14 protein-coding genes are annotated in these 14,232 nt (G+C 56.9%); 10 read left to right on the top strand and 4 right to left on the bottom strand.

Annotated elements, in window-relative coordinates; all coding sequences use genetic code 11:
- Positions 1-68: 68 nt before the first annotated feature.
- From recA to ASD58_RS08120, 10 genes are all read left to right on the top strand, one after another.
- A complete protein-coding gene (gene recA / locus ASD58_RS08165) occupies positions 69-1,139 on the top strand; it encodes a recombinase RecA (RefSeq protein ID WP_057260626.1) in 1,071 nt (356 codons plus the stop codon).
- Positions 1,140-1,217: 78 nt separating this feature from the next.
- Positions 1,218-1,673 carry a recombination regulator RecX gene (gene recX, locus ASD58_RS08160; RefSeq protein WP_057260625.1) on the top strand — a complete coding sequence of 152 codons (456 nt, stop codon included), beginning with the start codon at positions 1,218-1,220 and terminating at the stop codon, positions 1,671-1,673.
- Between the two features lie 28 nt (positions 1,674-1,701).
- Positions 1,702-3,291, top strand: coding sequence for a phosphoethanolamine transferase (locus ASD58_RS08155; protein WP_057260624.1), 1,590 nt, complete (start codon positions 1,702-1,704; stop codon positions 3,289-3,291).
- 142 nt (positions 3,292-3,433) lie between these two features.
- The gene (locus tag ASD58_RS08150) at positions 3,434-4,000 is read left to right on the top strand and encodes a DUF2889 domain-containing protein (RefSeq protein WP_057260623.1); all 567 of its coding nucleotides are present in this window, start codon (positions 3,434-3,436) and stop codon (positions 3,998-4,000) included.
- Positions 4,001-4,058: 58 nt separating this feature from the next.
- Positions 4,059-5,225, top strand: coding sequence for an ADP-forming succinate--CoA ligase subunit beta (gene sucC / locus ASD58_RS08145; RefSeq protein ID WP_057260622.1), 1,167 nt, complete (start codon positions 4,059-4,061; stop codon positions 5,223-5,225).
- 13 nt (positions 5,226-5,238) lie between these two features.
- Complete coding sequence (gene sucD / locus ASD58_RS08140) at positions 5,239-6,120, top strand: succinate--CoA ligase subunit alpha (protein ID WP_057260621.1); 882 nt, start codon at positions 5,239-5,241, stop codon at positions 6,118-6,120.
- Between the two features lie 63 nt (positions 6,121-6,183).
- On the top strand, positions 6,184-6,843 hold the full coding sequence (locus ASD58_RS08135) for an FHA domain-containing protein (protein WP_057260620.1): 660 nt from the start codon (positions 6,184-6,186) through the stop codon (positions 6,841-6,843).
- Positions 6,844-7,041: 198 nt separating this feature from the next.
- On the top strand, positions 7,042-7,527 hold the full coding sequence (locus ASD58_RS08130; RefSeq protein ID WP_156401200.1) for a pilin: 486 nt from the start codon (positions 7,042-7,044) through the stop codon (positions 7,525-7,527).
- 175 nt (positions 7,528-7,702) lie between these two features.
- A complete protein-coding gene (locus ASD58_RS08125; RefSeq protein WP_057260619.1) occupies positions 7,703-8,179 on the top strand; it encodes a pilin in 477 nt (158 codons plus the stop codon).
- 356 nt (positions 8,180-8,535) lie between these two features.
- The gene (locus tag ASD58_RS08120) at positions 8,536-9,018 is read left to right on the top strand and encodes a pilin (RefSeq protein ID WP_156401199.1); all 483 of its coding nucleotides are present in this window, start codon (positions 8,536-8,538) and stop codon (positions 9,016-9,018) included.
- A gap of 604 nt (positions 9,019-9,622) precedes the next feature.
- Here the strand turns inward: ASD58_RS08120 and ASD58_RS08115 are convergent.
- The 4 genes from ASD58_RS08115 to ASD58_RS08105 are packed head-to-tail and all read right to left on the bottom strand — an operon-like array spanning position 9,623 to position 13,982.
- On the bottom strand, positions 9,623-9,961 hold the full coding sequence (locus ASD58_RS08115; protein WP_057260618.1) for a hypothetical protein: 339 nt from the start codon (positions 9,959-9,961) through the stop codon (positions 9,623-9,625).
- Positions 9,962-9,976: 15 nt separating this feature from the next.
- Entirely contained in the window at positions 9,977-10,810 is an 834-nt protein-coding gene (locus ASD58_RS32510; protein WP_162252998.1) for an RHS repeat domain-containing protein, read from the bottom strand.
- 5 nt (positions 10,811-10,815) lie between these two features.
- Positions 10,816-12,042, bottom strand: coding sequence for an RHS repeat protein (locus ASD58_RS08110; RefSeq protein ID WP_057260617.1), 1,227 nt, complete (start codon positions 12,040-12,042; stop codon positions 10,816-10,818).
- Positions 12,039-13,982, bottom strand: coding sequence for a DUF6531 domain-containing protein (locus ASD58_RS08105; protein ID WP_229209933.1), 1,944 nt, complete (start codon positions 13,980-13,982; stop codon positions 12,039-12,041). Before ASD58_RS08105 ends, ASD58_RS08110 begins: the two co-directional genes overlap by 4 nt.
- Between the last annotated feature and the right edge of the window lie 250 nt (positions 13,983-14,232).

Below are 14,232 nucleotides of genomic sequence, written 5' to 3'. Positions count from 1 at the left end.
ACTGTAATTTTATACAGTACCACCTGTACAACGTAGTGACCCAATTCATTTAGCCGCGAAAGATCATCATGGACGACAAAAAAGGCGCAGTACCTGCATCGGAAAAAGCCAAGGCCCTGGCGGCCGCATTGGCCCAGATTGAAAAGCAGTTTGGCAAAGGCTCCGTGATGCGCATGGACGCGTCCGCCCCGATCGAGGAAGTGCAGACTGTCTCCACCGGCTCCCTGGGCCTGGATATCGCGCTGGGCGTAGGCGGCCTGCCACGCGGCCGTGTGGTGGAAATTTACGGCCCTGAATCTTCCGGTAAAACCACCCTGACCCTGCAAGCGATCGCTGAAATGCAGAAAATGGGCGGCACCTGCGCCTTCATCGACGCGGAACACGCGCTGGACGTGGTCTATGCTCAAAAATTGGGTGTCAACCTGCACGAGCTGCTGATCTCGCAGCCGGACACCGGCGAACAAGCCCTGGAAATCTGCGATGCGCTGGTGCGCTCCGGTTCCGTGGACCTGATCGTGGTCGACTCCGTCGCCGCGCTGACCCCGAAAGCTGAAATCGAAGGCGATATGGGCGATTCCCTGCCAGGCCTGCAGGCCCGCCTGATGTCCCAGGCGCTGCGCAAGCTGACCGGTACCATCAACCGCACCAACACGCTGGTGATCTTCATTAACCAGATCCGTATGAAGATCGGCGTGATGTTCGGTTCGCCGGAAACCACCACCGGCGGTAACGCCCTGAAGTTTTACGCCTCCGTGCGCCTCGACATCCGTCGTACCGGCTCGATCAAGTCGGGCGACGAGGTGATTGGTAACGAGACCAAGGTCAAAGTGGTCAAGAACAAGATTGCGCCTCCGTTCAAGGAAGCCCACTTCGACATCCTGTATGGCGAAGGCACCTCGCGCGAAGGCGAGATCATCGACCTGGGCGTGGAAGCCAAGATCGTTGAGAAATCGGGTTCCTGGTACAGCTACGGCGGCGAGCGTATCGGCCAGGGCAAGGACAATGCCCGTTCCTTCCTCAAGGAGCGCCCGGCCCTGGCGCGTGAAATCGAGAACAAAGTGCGTGCCGCGCTGGGCGTGCGTGAGCTGCCAGCGGTGACAGATGGTGAAGAGGCGCCGAAGCTGCGCGCTGTCGACTAAAACCGGTACCAGCCTGCGGCCGCCGCGTTTCAGGTGTCAGACCCAGTGGGTCTGACATCGGTTTACCGGTTTAAAAGCATGCCCCTCCCCAAACCCACCCTAAAAGCCCGTGCATTACGCCTGCTCAGCCAGCGCGAGCACTCCCGCCTCGAACTGGCCCGCAAGCTGCAGCGCCACGCGGAAGAGGGCGATGACGTCGAAGCCCTGCTGAACTTCCTCGAACAAAACAAATGGCTTTCTGAAGAGCGTTTTTCGGAAAACCTGGTGCACCGCCGCGCCGCCCGCTACGGCAACAGCCGCATCGTGGCCGAGTTGCAGCACCACGGTATCGGCGGCGACATGCTGGCCGAGGTCAAGGAAAGCCTGAAGGAAGACGAAGTCGAGCGCTGCTGCGAAGTCTGGCGCCGCAAATTCGGCGAAGTCGCCGACGATCCCGAAGGGCGGCAGAAGCAATTGCGCTTCCTCATGTCGCGCGGCTTCTCGCAAAAAGCCATTCGCACCGCCATGAAAGGCACCATGCCGGACGAGGAATAGCACGGGCCCGAGCCCGTATAATCCGCGCATGACTAAAACCCTGTTCAAAGCCGGCCTGCTCGCCCTGTGGTTATGGCTGCCGTCGCTGGCCGTGCTGGCAACCGACCACCTGCAATCTGCCGCCGACGCCTTGGCCCTGCTTTGTTTCTCGGCTTTTGTGCTGGCCTGGCCTTTCGTCCTGCTGCCGCGTCCGCGCTATACCTTCCTGCTGCTGACGCCACTGGCCTTGCTGGCCGGCCCTTACTGCTTCCTGACCTTCTTTTACCACAGCGTGCCGGGCGATGCCCTGGTGCTGTCGGCCTGGCAGACCAGTTGGGCGCAAACCCGCGAAGTGCTGGCATCCTTTGGCTGGCTGCTATGGCTGGTGCCTGCCAGCACGCTGGCCTATGTCGCCTTGGCATGGTCGCTGCCGCATACCTGGCGCCTCCCGTGGCCGGGCCGGCAACGCGTGATGGCGGGACTGCTGATGTTCGCCATGCTGGCCTTCACCGGCCGCACCTTCCTGTCGCACAGTTTGCGCTTGCCGCCATTCTTCGAATATTCGACCGCCAGCCTGGCATTTCCCAGCAACCTGGCGCTGTCCGCTTCGCGGGTAGCCATGCAGGCGGCGCGCCACGTCGATTTCGCCAGCCTCGACGGCCGCTACCAGGACGACAGCGCGCCAGTGCTGGTGGTGCTGGTGATTGGCGAAAGTTTGCGCACGGACCATCTTGGCCTGAACGGCTACCCGCGCGACACCACGCCGGGCCTGGCGGCGCTCGGGCCGGAACTGCTGTCTTTCCGCGACGTGGTCTCCAACGCCAACTGGACCGGCAAGGCGATGCCCACCATGGTTTCGCTGTCCGATGGAAGCAAGCGCGCCTCCCTGGTGCAGACCTTCCATGAGGCCGGCTTCCGCACCGCCTGGTTCTCTAACCAGGAAGCGGACGACATCAGCCGCATGGCCGATGTAGCGGAACACGCAAGCGGCTCCCGCGATTACCACCTGCGCACCGACGCCATGCTGTTGCCGCTGTTTGAATCCTTCCTGCGCCAGGCCGGTCCACGCCAGTTTGTCGTACTGCACACGATTGGCAGCCATATCTATTACGACGAACGCTACGGTGCCGACTCGCGCAAATTTGCGCCCACCCTGGCCGACCTCGGCCTGAACATGCCGCGTCCGCAGGACAAGCAGGCCGCCATCAATTCCTACGACAACACCGTGGTCGAGACGGACAAGCTGCTGGTGCGGGTCATCGACATCCTGCGCAAGGAGCAGCGCCCCAGCGTCATGCTGTTTGCTTCCGACCATGGCGAAAACCTGTTCGACGACGAGCGCGGCTTTTTCATGCACACGCAGTCGCCACCAACGCCTTACGACTTGCGGGTGCCGGTGCTGGCCTGGATGAACCAGAGCTACCGCCAGCGCTTTCCTGAGCGCGCGGCCGGGCTGCAGGCCAATCTCAACCGCCCGATCAGCAATACCAATGTGTTCCCGACCTTGCTTGACCTTGGCTCGGTGGGCTGGCGCGGCGCCGATCCGCGCCGCAGTTTTGCGCGCCGCGAGTTCGATGCCGGCAAGCGCATGGTGTACATCAACCTGAACGATATGGTCGATTTCGAGTCGGTCAAATGAACGCCAGGATTGGGCGATGAGTGGGGTTGTGCTACACTTTTGTAGTTTTATGCAGCACCGCGGGTGCGGTGGTTGTCCGTAGAAGCTGCGGCGTACTGTTTAGCTGCTTATAATTTTGGCCACGTTTTGTGGCATCGGTCTTATGTCCCTGTCAAATCCAGTCTCCCGACGTGCGCTGCGGCATACGCGCGCCATAGACATCCAGGCGTATTCACGCGAGGATGGCCTGTGGGATCTTGACGCCCATATCACGGACATCAAAACATTCGACACCATGCTGGCATCCGGCCCGCGCAAGGGCAACGAAGCCCTGCACGACCTGTGGCTGCGCGTGACCGTCGATAAGCAGCTGACCATCGTCGATGCCGAAGCAAGTTCGGACGCCGTTCCCTATCCTGGCCATTGCAACACGATCGGCCCTGCCTACAAAGCCTTGATCGGCCTGAACCTGATGAAGGGTTTTCGCCATGCAGTCAAGGAAAGGCTGGCCGGCGTACAAGGCTGTACCCACCTGACAGAATTGGCCCTGGTGCTGCCGACGGCAGCCGTGCAAGCCTTTGCCAATGACGTCTGGCCAGTGAACGAGCGCTCCAGCACTGCGACAGAAAAACCGTTCCAACTTGACAAGTGCCACGCCCTCAAGACCGATGGCGGGGCAGTTGCCGAGTTCTACCCACGCTGGTATGTCAACAAGACAGAAGCAGCCTAGGTGCTGTACAAAATACATCTAACCAACAAACAGGTATTCGAAAGAAGGGAAAGCCAGCATGAAAATCCATGAGTATCAAGGCAAAGAAATCCTCCGAAAGTTCGGAGTGACCGTACCGCGCGGTATTCCGTGCATGACCGTGGAAGAGGCGGTGAAAGCTGCTGAAACCCTGGGCGGCCCAGTATGGGTCGTGAAGGCACAGATCCACGCCGGTGGCCGTGGCAAAGGCGGCGGCGTGAAAGTTGCCAAGACCATGGAACAGGTGAAAGAGTACGCCGACCAGATCATGGGTATGCAGCTGGTGACCCACCAGACCAGCCCTGAAGGCCAGAAAGTTCGCCGCCTGCTGATCGAAGAAGGCGCCGACATCAAGAAGGAACTGTACGTTTCCCTGGTGACCGACCGCGTCACCCAGAAAGTTGTTCTGATGGCTTCCTCCGAAGGCGGCATGGACATCGAAGAAGTCGCTGAATCGCACCCGGAAAAAATCCACTCGATCGCTATCGATCCAGCCGTCGGCCTGACCGACGCCGAAGCCGCTGGCATCGCCGCCAAGATCGGCGTGCCGGAAGGTTCGATCGCCGACGCGGTCACCAACCTGCAGGGCCTGTACAAAGCCTACTGGGAAACCGACGCATCGCTGGCCGAAATCAACCCGCTGATCCTGACCGGTTCCGGCAAGGTCATCGCACTGGACGCCAAGTTCAACTTCGACGCCAACGCCCTGTTCCGTCACCCGGAAATCGTGGCTTACCGCGACCTGGACGAAGAAGATCCAGCTGAAGTCGAAGCATCGAAATTCGACCTGGCCTACATCTCCCTGGACGGCAACATCGGCTGCCTGGTGAACGGCGCCGGCCTGGCCATGGCAACCATGGACACCATCAAGTTGTTCGGCGGCGAGCCAGCCAACTTCCTGGACGTGGGCGGTGGCGCAACGGCCGAGAAAGTGACCGAAGCGTTCAAAATCATGCTGAAAAACCCAGGCCTGAAAGCCATCCTGGTGAACATCTTCGGCGGCATCATGCGCTGCGACGTGATCGCCGAAGGCGTGATCACCGCATCCAAAGCCGTGTCCCTGCAAGTGCCGCTGGTCGTCCGCATGAAGGGCACCAACGAAGACCTGGGCAAGAAGATGCTGGCCGACTCCGGCCTGCCAATCATCTCCGCTGACACCATGGAAGATGCAGCCAAGAGCGTTGTCGCTGCCGCTGCCGGTAAATAATTAAGGAATCACTATGTCTATCCTGATCAATAAAGACACCAAAGTCATCACCCAGGGCATCACCGGCAAGACCGGCCAGTTCCACACCCGCATGTGCCGCGATTACGCGAACGGCCGTGAAGCTTTCGTTGCTGGCGTGAACCCGAAGAAAGCCGGCGAAGACTTCGAAGGCATCCCGATCTACGCAACCGTCAAGGAAGCAGCTTCGGAAACCGGCGCGACCGTTTCCGTGATCTACGTTCCACCAGCAGGCGCAGCCGCTGCAATCTGGGAAGCCGTGGAAGCCGACCTGGACCTGGCCATCTGCATCACCGAAGGCATCCCGGTCCGCGACATGATGGAAATCAAGGACCGCATGGCTAAAGCCGGTTCCAAGACCCTGCTGCTGGGCCCTAACTGCCCAGGTCTGATCACCCCGGACGAAATCAAGATCGGCATCATGCCTGGCCACATCCACAAGAAGGGCCGTATCGGCGTGGTTTCCCGCTCCGGCACCCTGACCTATGAAGCAGTCGGCCAACTGACCGCTCTGGGCCTGGGCCAGTCTTCGGCAGTTGGTATCGGCGGCGACCCGATCAACGGCCTGAAGCACATCGACGTGATGCGCATGTTCAACGACGATCCTGACACCGACGCTGTGATCATGATCGGCGAAATCGGTGGTCCGGACGAAGCCAACGCAGCCCGTTGGATCAAGGACAACATGAAGAAGCCAGTGGTTGGCTTCATCGCCGGTGTCACCGCTCCTCCAGGCAAGCGCATGGGCCACGCCGGCGCGCTGATCTCCGGCGGTGCTGACACTGCACAAGCCAAACTGGAAATCATGGAAGCCTGCGGCATCAAGGTTACCAAGAACCCTTCCGAAATGGCTCGTCTGTTGAAGGCAATGCTGTAATAGTAGCTGTATGATAACGGGGAGCTTCGGCTCCCCGTTTGCGTTTACCAGGAGGATATCGATTTGGCAAAACTACTCGTGATGCGAGAAGGTGTTATCGAGCAGACAGTGCAGCTCACCAAGGAGCGCATGACCGTCGGCCGCCACAAGCATAACGACATTGTCCTGAACCACGGCGCAGTGAGCGGCGAGCATGCCCTCATCACGACCATCCTGGACGATTCCTTTCTGGAAGACCTGCAAAGCACAAACGGTACATTTGTGAACGGCCACCGCATCGGCAAGCACTTCCTGCAAAACAAGGATGTGATCAAGATGGCCAAGTACCACCTCGAATTTGTCAGCGACGGCATCCGGCCCCTAGCCGCGGCCGCCGCTACCATCCCCGCCATGCCGGTTCCGCCTTCGGCCTCGGTTTCGGCTTCGGCTTCGGCTTCGCCGAACACCCAGTTCGCCGAACTGCCGCTGGCCCATGTTGAAGTCCTGAACGGCAGCAACGCCGGCAAAACCCTGAGCCTGACCAAGGCCGTCACCAGCCTTGGCCGCCCTGGCGTGCAGGTAGTGGTGATCGCCCGTGCTCCCGAAGGTTATTCCGTTGCTCACGTGGAGGGCGACAAGTCGCCCCTGCTGAACGGCGACCCGATGCCGCGCCAGCCCCATCCACTGAAAGAGGGCGACATCCTCGACCTCAGCGGGATCCTGATGGCAGTCCGCGTCAGTTGACGAAAATTGTCATGCGGCAACACCATAAACTGACAAAGTTTGCAGCCCGCTTGACCAAAATCGTCATCTCAGCAGGAGAAAACTGACGGTTTTTGACAGAAATCATGGCGGTTTGCTAAAGAAATGGGCTGGCACGGTGATTGCACATACCCAAGTGTCCTGCCCAATTTTTTAGTCTCTTACCCGAAGGAGCAACAAATGAAATCCATGAAGATGATCAAGCGCCAAGCACAAGCCGGTTTCACCCTGATTGAACTGATGATCGTTGTGGCCATTATCGGCATCTTGGCTGCCGTAGCAATTCCAGCATACTCCGACTACACCGCCAAAGCTAAAGCAGCTGCCGGCCTGACCTCGATCGACGCAGTTAAGACCGCTGTTGCACTGTGCGGCCAGGAAAACGGCGGCGTTGTGACCGCTTGCGACACCGGCAAGGAAGGTATCAAGACCTTCACCGCAACCAAGGAAGTTGCTTCCGCTAGCGCCGCCGGTGGTGTGATCACCATTACCTTCGCCGCTTCCGGCGTGGGCGACGGCGTTGACGGCAAGACCGTTAAGTTCTGCCCGAACATCGCTGCTGATGCTACCACCCTGCGCTGGTTCGTCGACGCAACTGCTGTGACCAACACCGCAGTTCGTGACTCCCTGCAAAAGAACAACAAGACTGGCGACGTTTGCCCATAATGCTTAAAGCATGAATAAAAAAACCGGACTTTGGTCCGGTTTTTTTATTGCAGCTTCGTCAATCGATTTTCTGCTGGTCGGCCAGCGTGGCTGCTGAAAAATTGAGTTGGCACGGTGATTGCTTATTTTTTAGCGCAGTACCTAATTTTTAGATTCTTACCTGAAGGAGCAACAAATGAAATCCATTAAGCGTCAGGCACAAGCTGGTTTCACCCTGATTGAACTGATGATCGTCGTGGCCATTATCGGCATTCTGGCTGCTGTCGCAATTCCGGCTTACTCGGACTACACCGCTAAGGCCAAGGCAGCTGCTGGCCTGACCTCGATCGACGCAGTTAAGACTGCCGTTGCACTGTGCAGCCAGGAAAATGGCGGCGTTGTGACCGCTTGCGACACCGGCAAAGAAGGTATCAAGACCTTCACCGCAACCAAAGAAGTTGCTACCGCTAGCGCCGCCGCTGGCGTGATCAGCATTACCTTCGCCGCTTCCGGCGTGGGCGACGGCGTTGATGGCAAGACCGTTAAGTTCTGCCCGAACATCGCTGCTGATGCTACCACCCTGCGTTGGTTCGTTGACGCAACTGCTGTGACCAACGTAGCAGTTCGCGACTCGCTGCAAAAGAACAACAAGACCGGCGACGTTTGCCCGTAATGTCTAAAGCATGAAGAAGAAACCGGGCCTTGGCCCGGTTTTTTTTTAGTAACGTGGTGTAATTGCCGGCCGTTCAGCAGCGCGAGCAAGGTAAAGCCCAGCTGCACTATATCTCATCCGCTGCTCAAGGGCGAACAGCTACCGTTGATCTCAGAAGCGAAGGCTACACTCGCTACATCAGGTGACACAAAAAAGAACCTCGGCTGGCCCCAGCTGACAAAAAACGTCACTGCTAGAATAAAACTGACGGATTTTGTCAAAAAAACACAAGGATTTTCTAAAAAATAAGCTGGCACGGTGATTGCTTATACATCCCTGTCTTACCCAAATTAGAATCTTACCTGAAGGAGCAGTAAATGAAATCCATGAAAATGATCAAGCGCCAAGCACAAGCTGGTTTCACCTTGATCGAACTGATGATCGTTGTGGCCATTATCGGCATTCTGGCTGCCGTAGCGATCCCAGCATACTCGGACTACACCGCCAAAGCTAAAGCAGCTGCTGGCCTGACCTCGATCGACGCAGTTAAGACTGCTGTTGCACTGTGCGGCCAGGAAAACGGCGGCGTTGTGACTGCTTGCGACACCGGCAAAGAAGGTATCAAGACCTTCACCGCAACCAAAGAAGTTGCCTCCGCTAGCTCCGCCGCTGGCGTGATCAGCATCACCTTCGCCGCTTCCGGCGTGGGTGACGGCGTTGACGGCAAGACCGTTAAGTTCTGCCCGAACATCGCTGCTGATGCTACCACCCTGCGCTGGTTCGTTGACGCAACTGCTGTGACCAATACCGCAGTTCGTGATTCCCTGCAAAAGAACAACAAGGCCGGCGACAAGTGCTAATAATCGCCAAGGCATGAATAAAAAACCGGGCATCGGCCCGGTTTTTTTATTTGGGGTGACAGTTCACCGGTGCTACAGCGGGTAACCGGATGTGAAACGGCGCGCTTCTTCGGGCACGGCCATATCCGAAACGATGACATCGGTGCCCCTCCTGTGCGCGGTAATCGATGGCGGAATGGCGGCACCGAGCCGGCTGTCAAGAGTAGCGGCCAGCAAATTCCCCGATCATCTGTCGTTATGCCGGCTGACGCAAATCGCTGCCCGCTAAGGCGTGTCGCTCGCGCGCTCCACAGGGGCGAATGCGGACCGCTTGACTCGTGCACCGCGCCCTCAGCTTGCCGCGCTCAACCGGCCCAACTGTGATTGCGAGGGCGGTGCCAGAGAGTCGGTACCGGGTCTGTCATCGGACACGCGAATAGAATCACTGACAAATGAGCCGGTGCTAAGTCTCTCATTCGGACACGCGAACAGAGTCTTCGATAAATATCGATACGCGAATCCGACCGAATTTAGACCTTGAGATTCGTCAAATGAGGGCGCTAGCTGTCCAAATGACAGACCTGGCACCGGCTCCCTCGGCGCATGTATCGACGCGCCTTGCAACTTACGAAACCCTCTGACTTAAAAATTTCCCCTCATCTTGCATCTTTTTATTTAGCACGAACTCCTCGATAAGACCGCTCCAGTCAACAATATCCTCAAGCTCTTCTTCTGAAAGCCCAATTACACCATTGTCTTCAGGTCTAGCCTCAAGGTTAATTGGTTGGCCATTTAAAAACGCTTCGGCACTTTGAAAAAACCAAATGCCACTTGTTCCTAGGTAAAGGTCACGGCCTATAAAGAAAAAAGAATCCATAAATGGAACAGTCAAATTTCTGTCGTAATATCCCAGCCTGAAATAACATTTTCCGATTTCAAGCTGATTTTTCAGCGATTTTCTCATTGCAAGCTCTCAGATTTATTGTGCAGCGGCGCCAACTGCTAGCGCTGGAATTGTCACTTCTGGTGCAAGGATCAAGCATGTACCTAAAACAAGCGCTGCACCAGCGGCACAGGTCTTAGTGTTCGCGCTACAGAACCCAGGTTCTTGTTTTTTCTCCTTGCAACTGCAACTTAAGCCGCCGCTTGCAGGTGTTCCCGCCCAAGGTTTTTTAACGCCGTCACCTTTCATCCAGCGGACAGCACAGCTCTCAAATTCCTTACCATTACTCTCGCATTGAGTTACACATGCGTCGACCTGACTTGCATTGCAGGGCCGCCACCATTGGTCGGGGGCCTCACCTGTCGAGTCCGTATATTGCAGAGGACGACTCTTCACATATGCGTAAGTATTGATGCCCCCCTTCAATCCAATGGGATCGCTCTGCACATAACGCCCCGTCTGCGGATCGTAGTCGCGATAGTAGTTGTAGAGTAGACCACTTTCGCGATCAAATTGCTGACCTGGGAATCGCTGATTGAATATGAATGCACTTTGACCGGTAGGTTGTTCGTCAGGTGTCTCTTTGCCAAATGGATCACTATCCCATTGCCACACCAGGGCGCCAATGCCATCCGTGATAGTGCGCGGAGTGTTGATTTGGTCTGTGTGAATGAAGTACGCATTGGCTGCGGCTGAAGGGCCTGTTGCTTGGACTGCAATCGGCATTTCACCTAAGTAGACGTATTCGGTGAATGCACTGCCGGTGCTTTCGGCAATCAGCTTGCCGCCAAGATCGTAGTGGTAGACGATGCTCGCAGTCGGCGTGGTTTTTTGCACACGTTGCCCAAGCGCGTTGATCTTGTATTTCACCACACCTATAGCAGTGTTAGCTGAGACCATGCGGCCTCGTGCATCATAGTTGAATGTAGCGTTACCGTTATTGGTGATGCTACCGTTGGAATCGGAAAGGACCGTGTTTGTCTGGCTTCCGCTGACCTGCATGAGGCGGTTGCTAGTTGTGCGTAGGTGTAGTTGGTTACCGCTGCGCCGTTCACATACTGAGTACGGTTACCTACAGCATCATAGGTGTAGCCAAGGCTGCGTTGCGGGCGCTGTTCGATGGTGATGCGGTCAAGCTGGTCGTAGCCGTAGGTGCGGTTGTTGGCGCTGTTGCCGGCGTCGGTAATACCGGTAATGCGGCTGGCGGGGTCATAAGTTACCGTCTGGACCTGTCCGTTGAGCGTGTAGCTCGTCATGCGGCCATCGAGGTCATAGGTGCGCTCATAGGTCTGGCCATTTCCGAAGAGCAGCGACTTCAGCCCGCCGAACGGCATGTAGGTGATCTGGCTGGCGAGAAGCTTTGCTGTGCCGCCCGCTTGGCTGGTTTGAATCTGTTTGATGCGCCCGGCCTCATCGTATTCATAAGACACCGTGCGTCCACTTGGGTAGGTGATGCCGGAGGCGCGGCCGTATTGGTCGAATTGGTAAAGCGTTGTGTAGGCCTGGCCACCGATTGTGCGAGTCTCGCTCGCTACGCGTCCATGCTGGTCATATCCGTACTGGATGCTTCCGCTGGCATCCGTTACCTGACTCAGGCGACCAAGCGCATTCGGTCCCTGGTCGTACACGTAAGTCGTGCTCGTGCCATCGGCGTAGGTCGCGCTTGTAACACGGTTAAGCGTGTCGTACAGGTACTTGGTGGTCTGGTTTTTCGCATCAGTGCGTGTCGCCAGGTTCCCTGCTACGTCATAGGTGTTGACGGTATTGCCCGTGTCAGGGCTGCTGGTCTGTATTAGTTTGCCTTGGCCGTCGATCGTGTAGCTGGTGGCAAGGTTACGGGCATCGGTAACTTTGGTGAGCTGGTCCAGGCCATCAAACTCAAATTGCGTGACACCGTTCTTGGCATCAGTGACTTTGGTTCGGCGCCCAAGTACATCGTATTCATTCGTGGTCTTCCGGCCAAGTGGGTCGATCACTTCCTTGATGTGGCCGGCTTCGTCGTAGTTGTAGTTTGTGGTCGAATCCTGAGTCTGTGCGCTGCTAACGCCAGTGGCAAGAATCGCGATGGCCAGCACGGCCCTGTGTTTCAGGTGTCGAATCATTGCGCTGCCCCGGTAGTTTGTTTGAGTCGGTTCTGGGTGCTGTACACACGCGAAATCTGGCGCGCCAGTACACCGTTCACATCCCTGGTTTGCTCTCCGGTGCGATTGCCTGCGCTATCGAGCGTATAAGAAATGCTATTTCCCAGACTGTCCGCGATAGAGACCAGGCGGCGCGCGGAGTCATAGCCGTAACTTACAGACGAACCATCGGGCATGATTGCCCTGGTCATTTGGCCTGTGCCATCGTATTCATAACTGGTGACTTGGCCGCCTGTGGTGGAAGTCGTGAGCCAGCCGCGTGGCGAATACGTCAACTGCGTCACGAGGCCGTTCGGGTCGGTGACCATTCCAGGTCGGCCGTTGGCATCGTAGTTGGTAAACGTGGTTGCCTGGTTCAATGCGTTTGTGACGCTGGCGAGATTGCCTGCAGCGTCATAGGTGTAGGTCGTCACGTCGTTGACGTCGGTGCGCGGGCCGTCAACAGTGAGGAGGTGGCTCTGCGCATCGTAGGTGCTGGTCGTGACGCGTGGCGCACCGACTGGCGCTGCCGAGAAGCCGCTCGCGCCGCTTGCATCGCTGGTGGCCTGCACGCTGCTGGTCAGTTGGTTGCCGTTGGAGTCGTAGGTGTACGTTGTGATCCGCATTGGCTCCGCAACCCTGATCGGCAAACGGAACGTCGCGTGCCACTCGGTGCTGATGGTACGGGCGAGACTAGTTCCTGCGGCTTCAACACGCTTGATCTCCAGCTTGCGGTCACCGAGGCAGGTGTATTGGGTTGTGTTGCCGCTGAAGTCTTTGTAAGTCAGCCTGTTGCCAAAAGTATCGTAGGTGCTCGTTGCAGTTACATCAGCGCCGTTATCTGCTTTCTCCGTTTCAGAGACCGGGAACAGCATGAAGCCGATTTTCTGGAACTTGACTGACCGGGTCGCACCCAATGGTGACGTAACTGTCCGCGTCCAGGTTGAGGGATCATAGTCGACCGCAAAGGAATCGGCCTCGCCAGCATGTCGCGTCGATGCTGCCAATCCGCGAGCGTTATACGTGTATGTCGCGAAGCGTGAGAACACTTCGGACTCTCGCTCTTCGGAAATACCGGTCAAAGCGTTTGGAAGATTCACTCCGGCAGTGAACTCCTGCTCGTTATAGTGGTACTGCTTCCGGAAGCCATCCGGGTAAATGAGCTGTGCCAGGTTGCCTGCAGCATCATAGGCGTATTGATATGCGTTGCCTGCGGGATCAGTCATCTTGATCAGCCATCCTGCAGGATCATATTCAAAATTAAGCTGACGGCCGGCTGCATTGGTTACGCAAAGGAGCTGATTAGGCGCTGTGCGTTTCGCTGACGCCGCACATGCTGGAGCGCCGGTTGGATACACGGTGCCGACGGTGGCCGTACTGTATGTGAGCTTGACTTCGTCGTCAGCGCTCTTTGCAGACAACAACAACCCAGCTTGGTCGTAGTTTTCAGAGGTATTGGTGGCGGGATCAAACAGCTGATGCTTTACGCTATTGACGATACTACTAAAGGTGGTCAGGCTAAGTTGGTTGGGATTGCCTGGACTCTTGGACCAAGGGTTTGCTGATGACGTGCGGACGAACCCCTTATTGTCAAAGTTCGGGCGAAATGCCGTGGCCCTGTAAGGGTACGTGGTATCCAGGAAAAGCCGTCGTTCAAAGCTGTGCTGCCAACTCCCGTGGTTGCCCATGCCAACCATCAGGGTCGGGAACTGCGAGTTGTAGGTGCGCGAAAAGGTGAGCAGCCCTTTGGTGGCAGCATAATCCGTTTCAGCCGCAAATTTTGAACCATGCGCAGGGTTGATCGGATTCCCGACCCCGCACTCACAATCAGGGTTGGTCGTGCGCGTGATTACGGCACTGATAGACAAGCCACGGATCTCATCTTGTCGTGTCGTCGGCTGCCAGTTTACGGTGAGAGTCACTGGTATCCGATAGCTCCATCCTGCGACGCCGCCTCCGGTTAGTCCACCCGTAGGCGAAATGGAAACAAAAGTTAAACAGTAGTTTGGACTGGTGGCTGCCTCTTTCGCTTGCTTGGCGATGATGTTTGCAATCGCCTCACCCGGAAATTTTCAAGCTAGTTGTCGCCTAATTTGATAGTTCAAGCTGCTTTTTTCAATGTGTGCTGGTCTACCTCCATGCTGTTCAAAGAATGTCCATTCTCAGGGTTCA

It is taken from the genome of Duganella sp. Root1480D1, from assembly GCF_001427305.1.
Lineage (GTDB): Bacteria > Pseudomonadota > Gammaproteobacteria > Burkholderiales > Burkholderiaceae_D > Rugamonas.
Note: the sequence above shows the minus strand (reverse complement) of the source record. Positions and strands in the feature narration are given on the sequence as shown.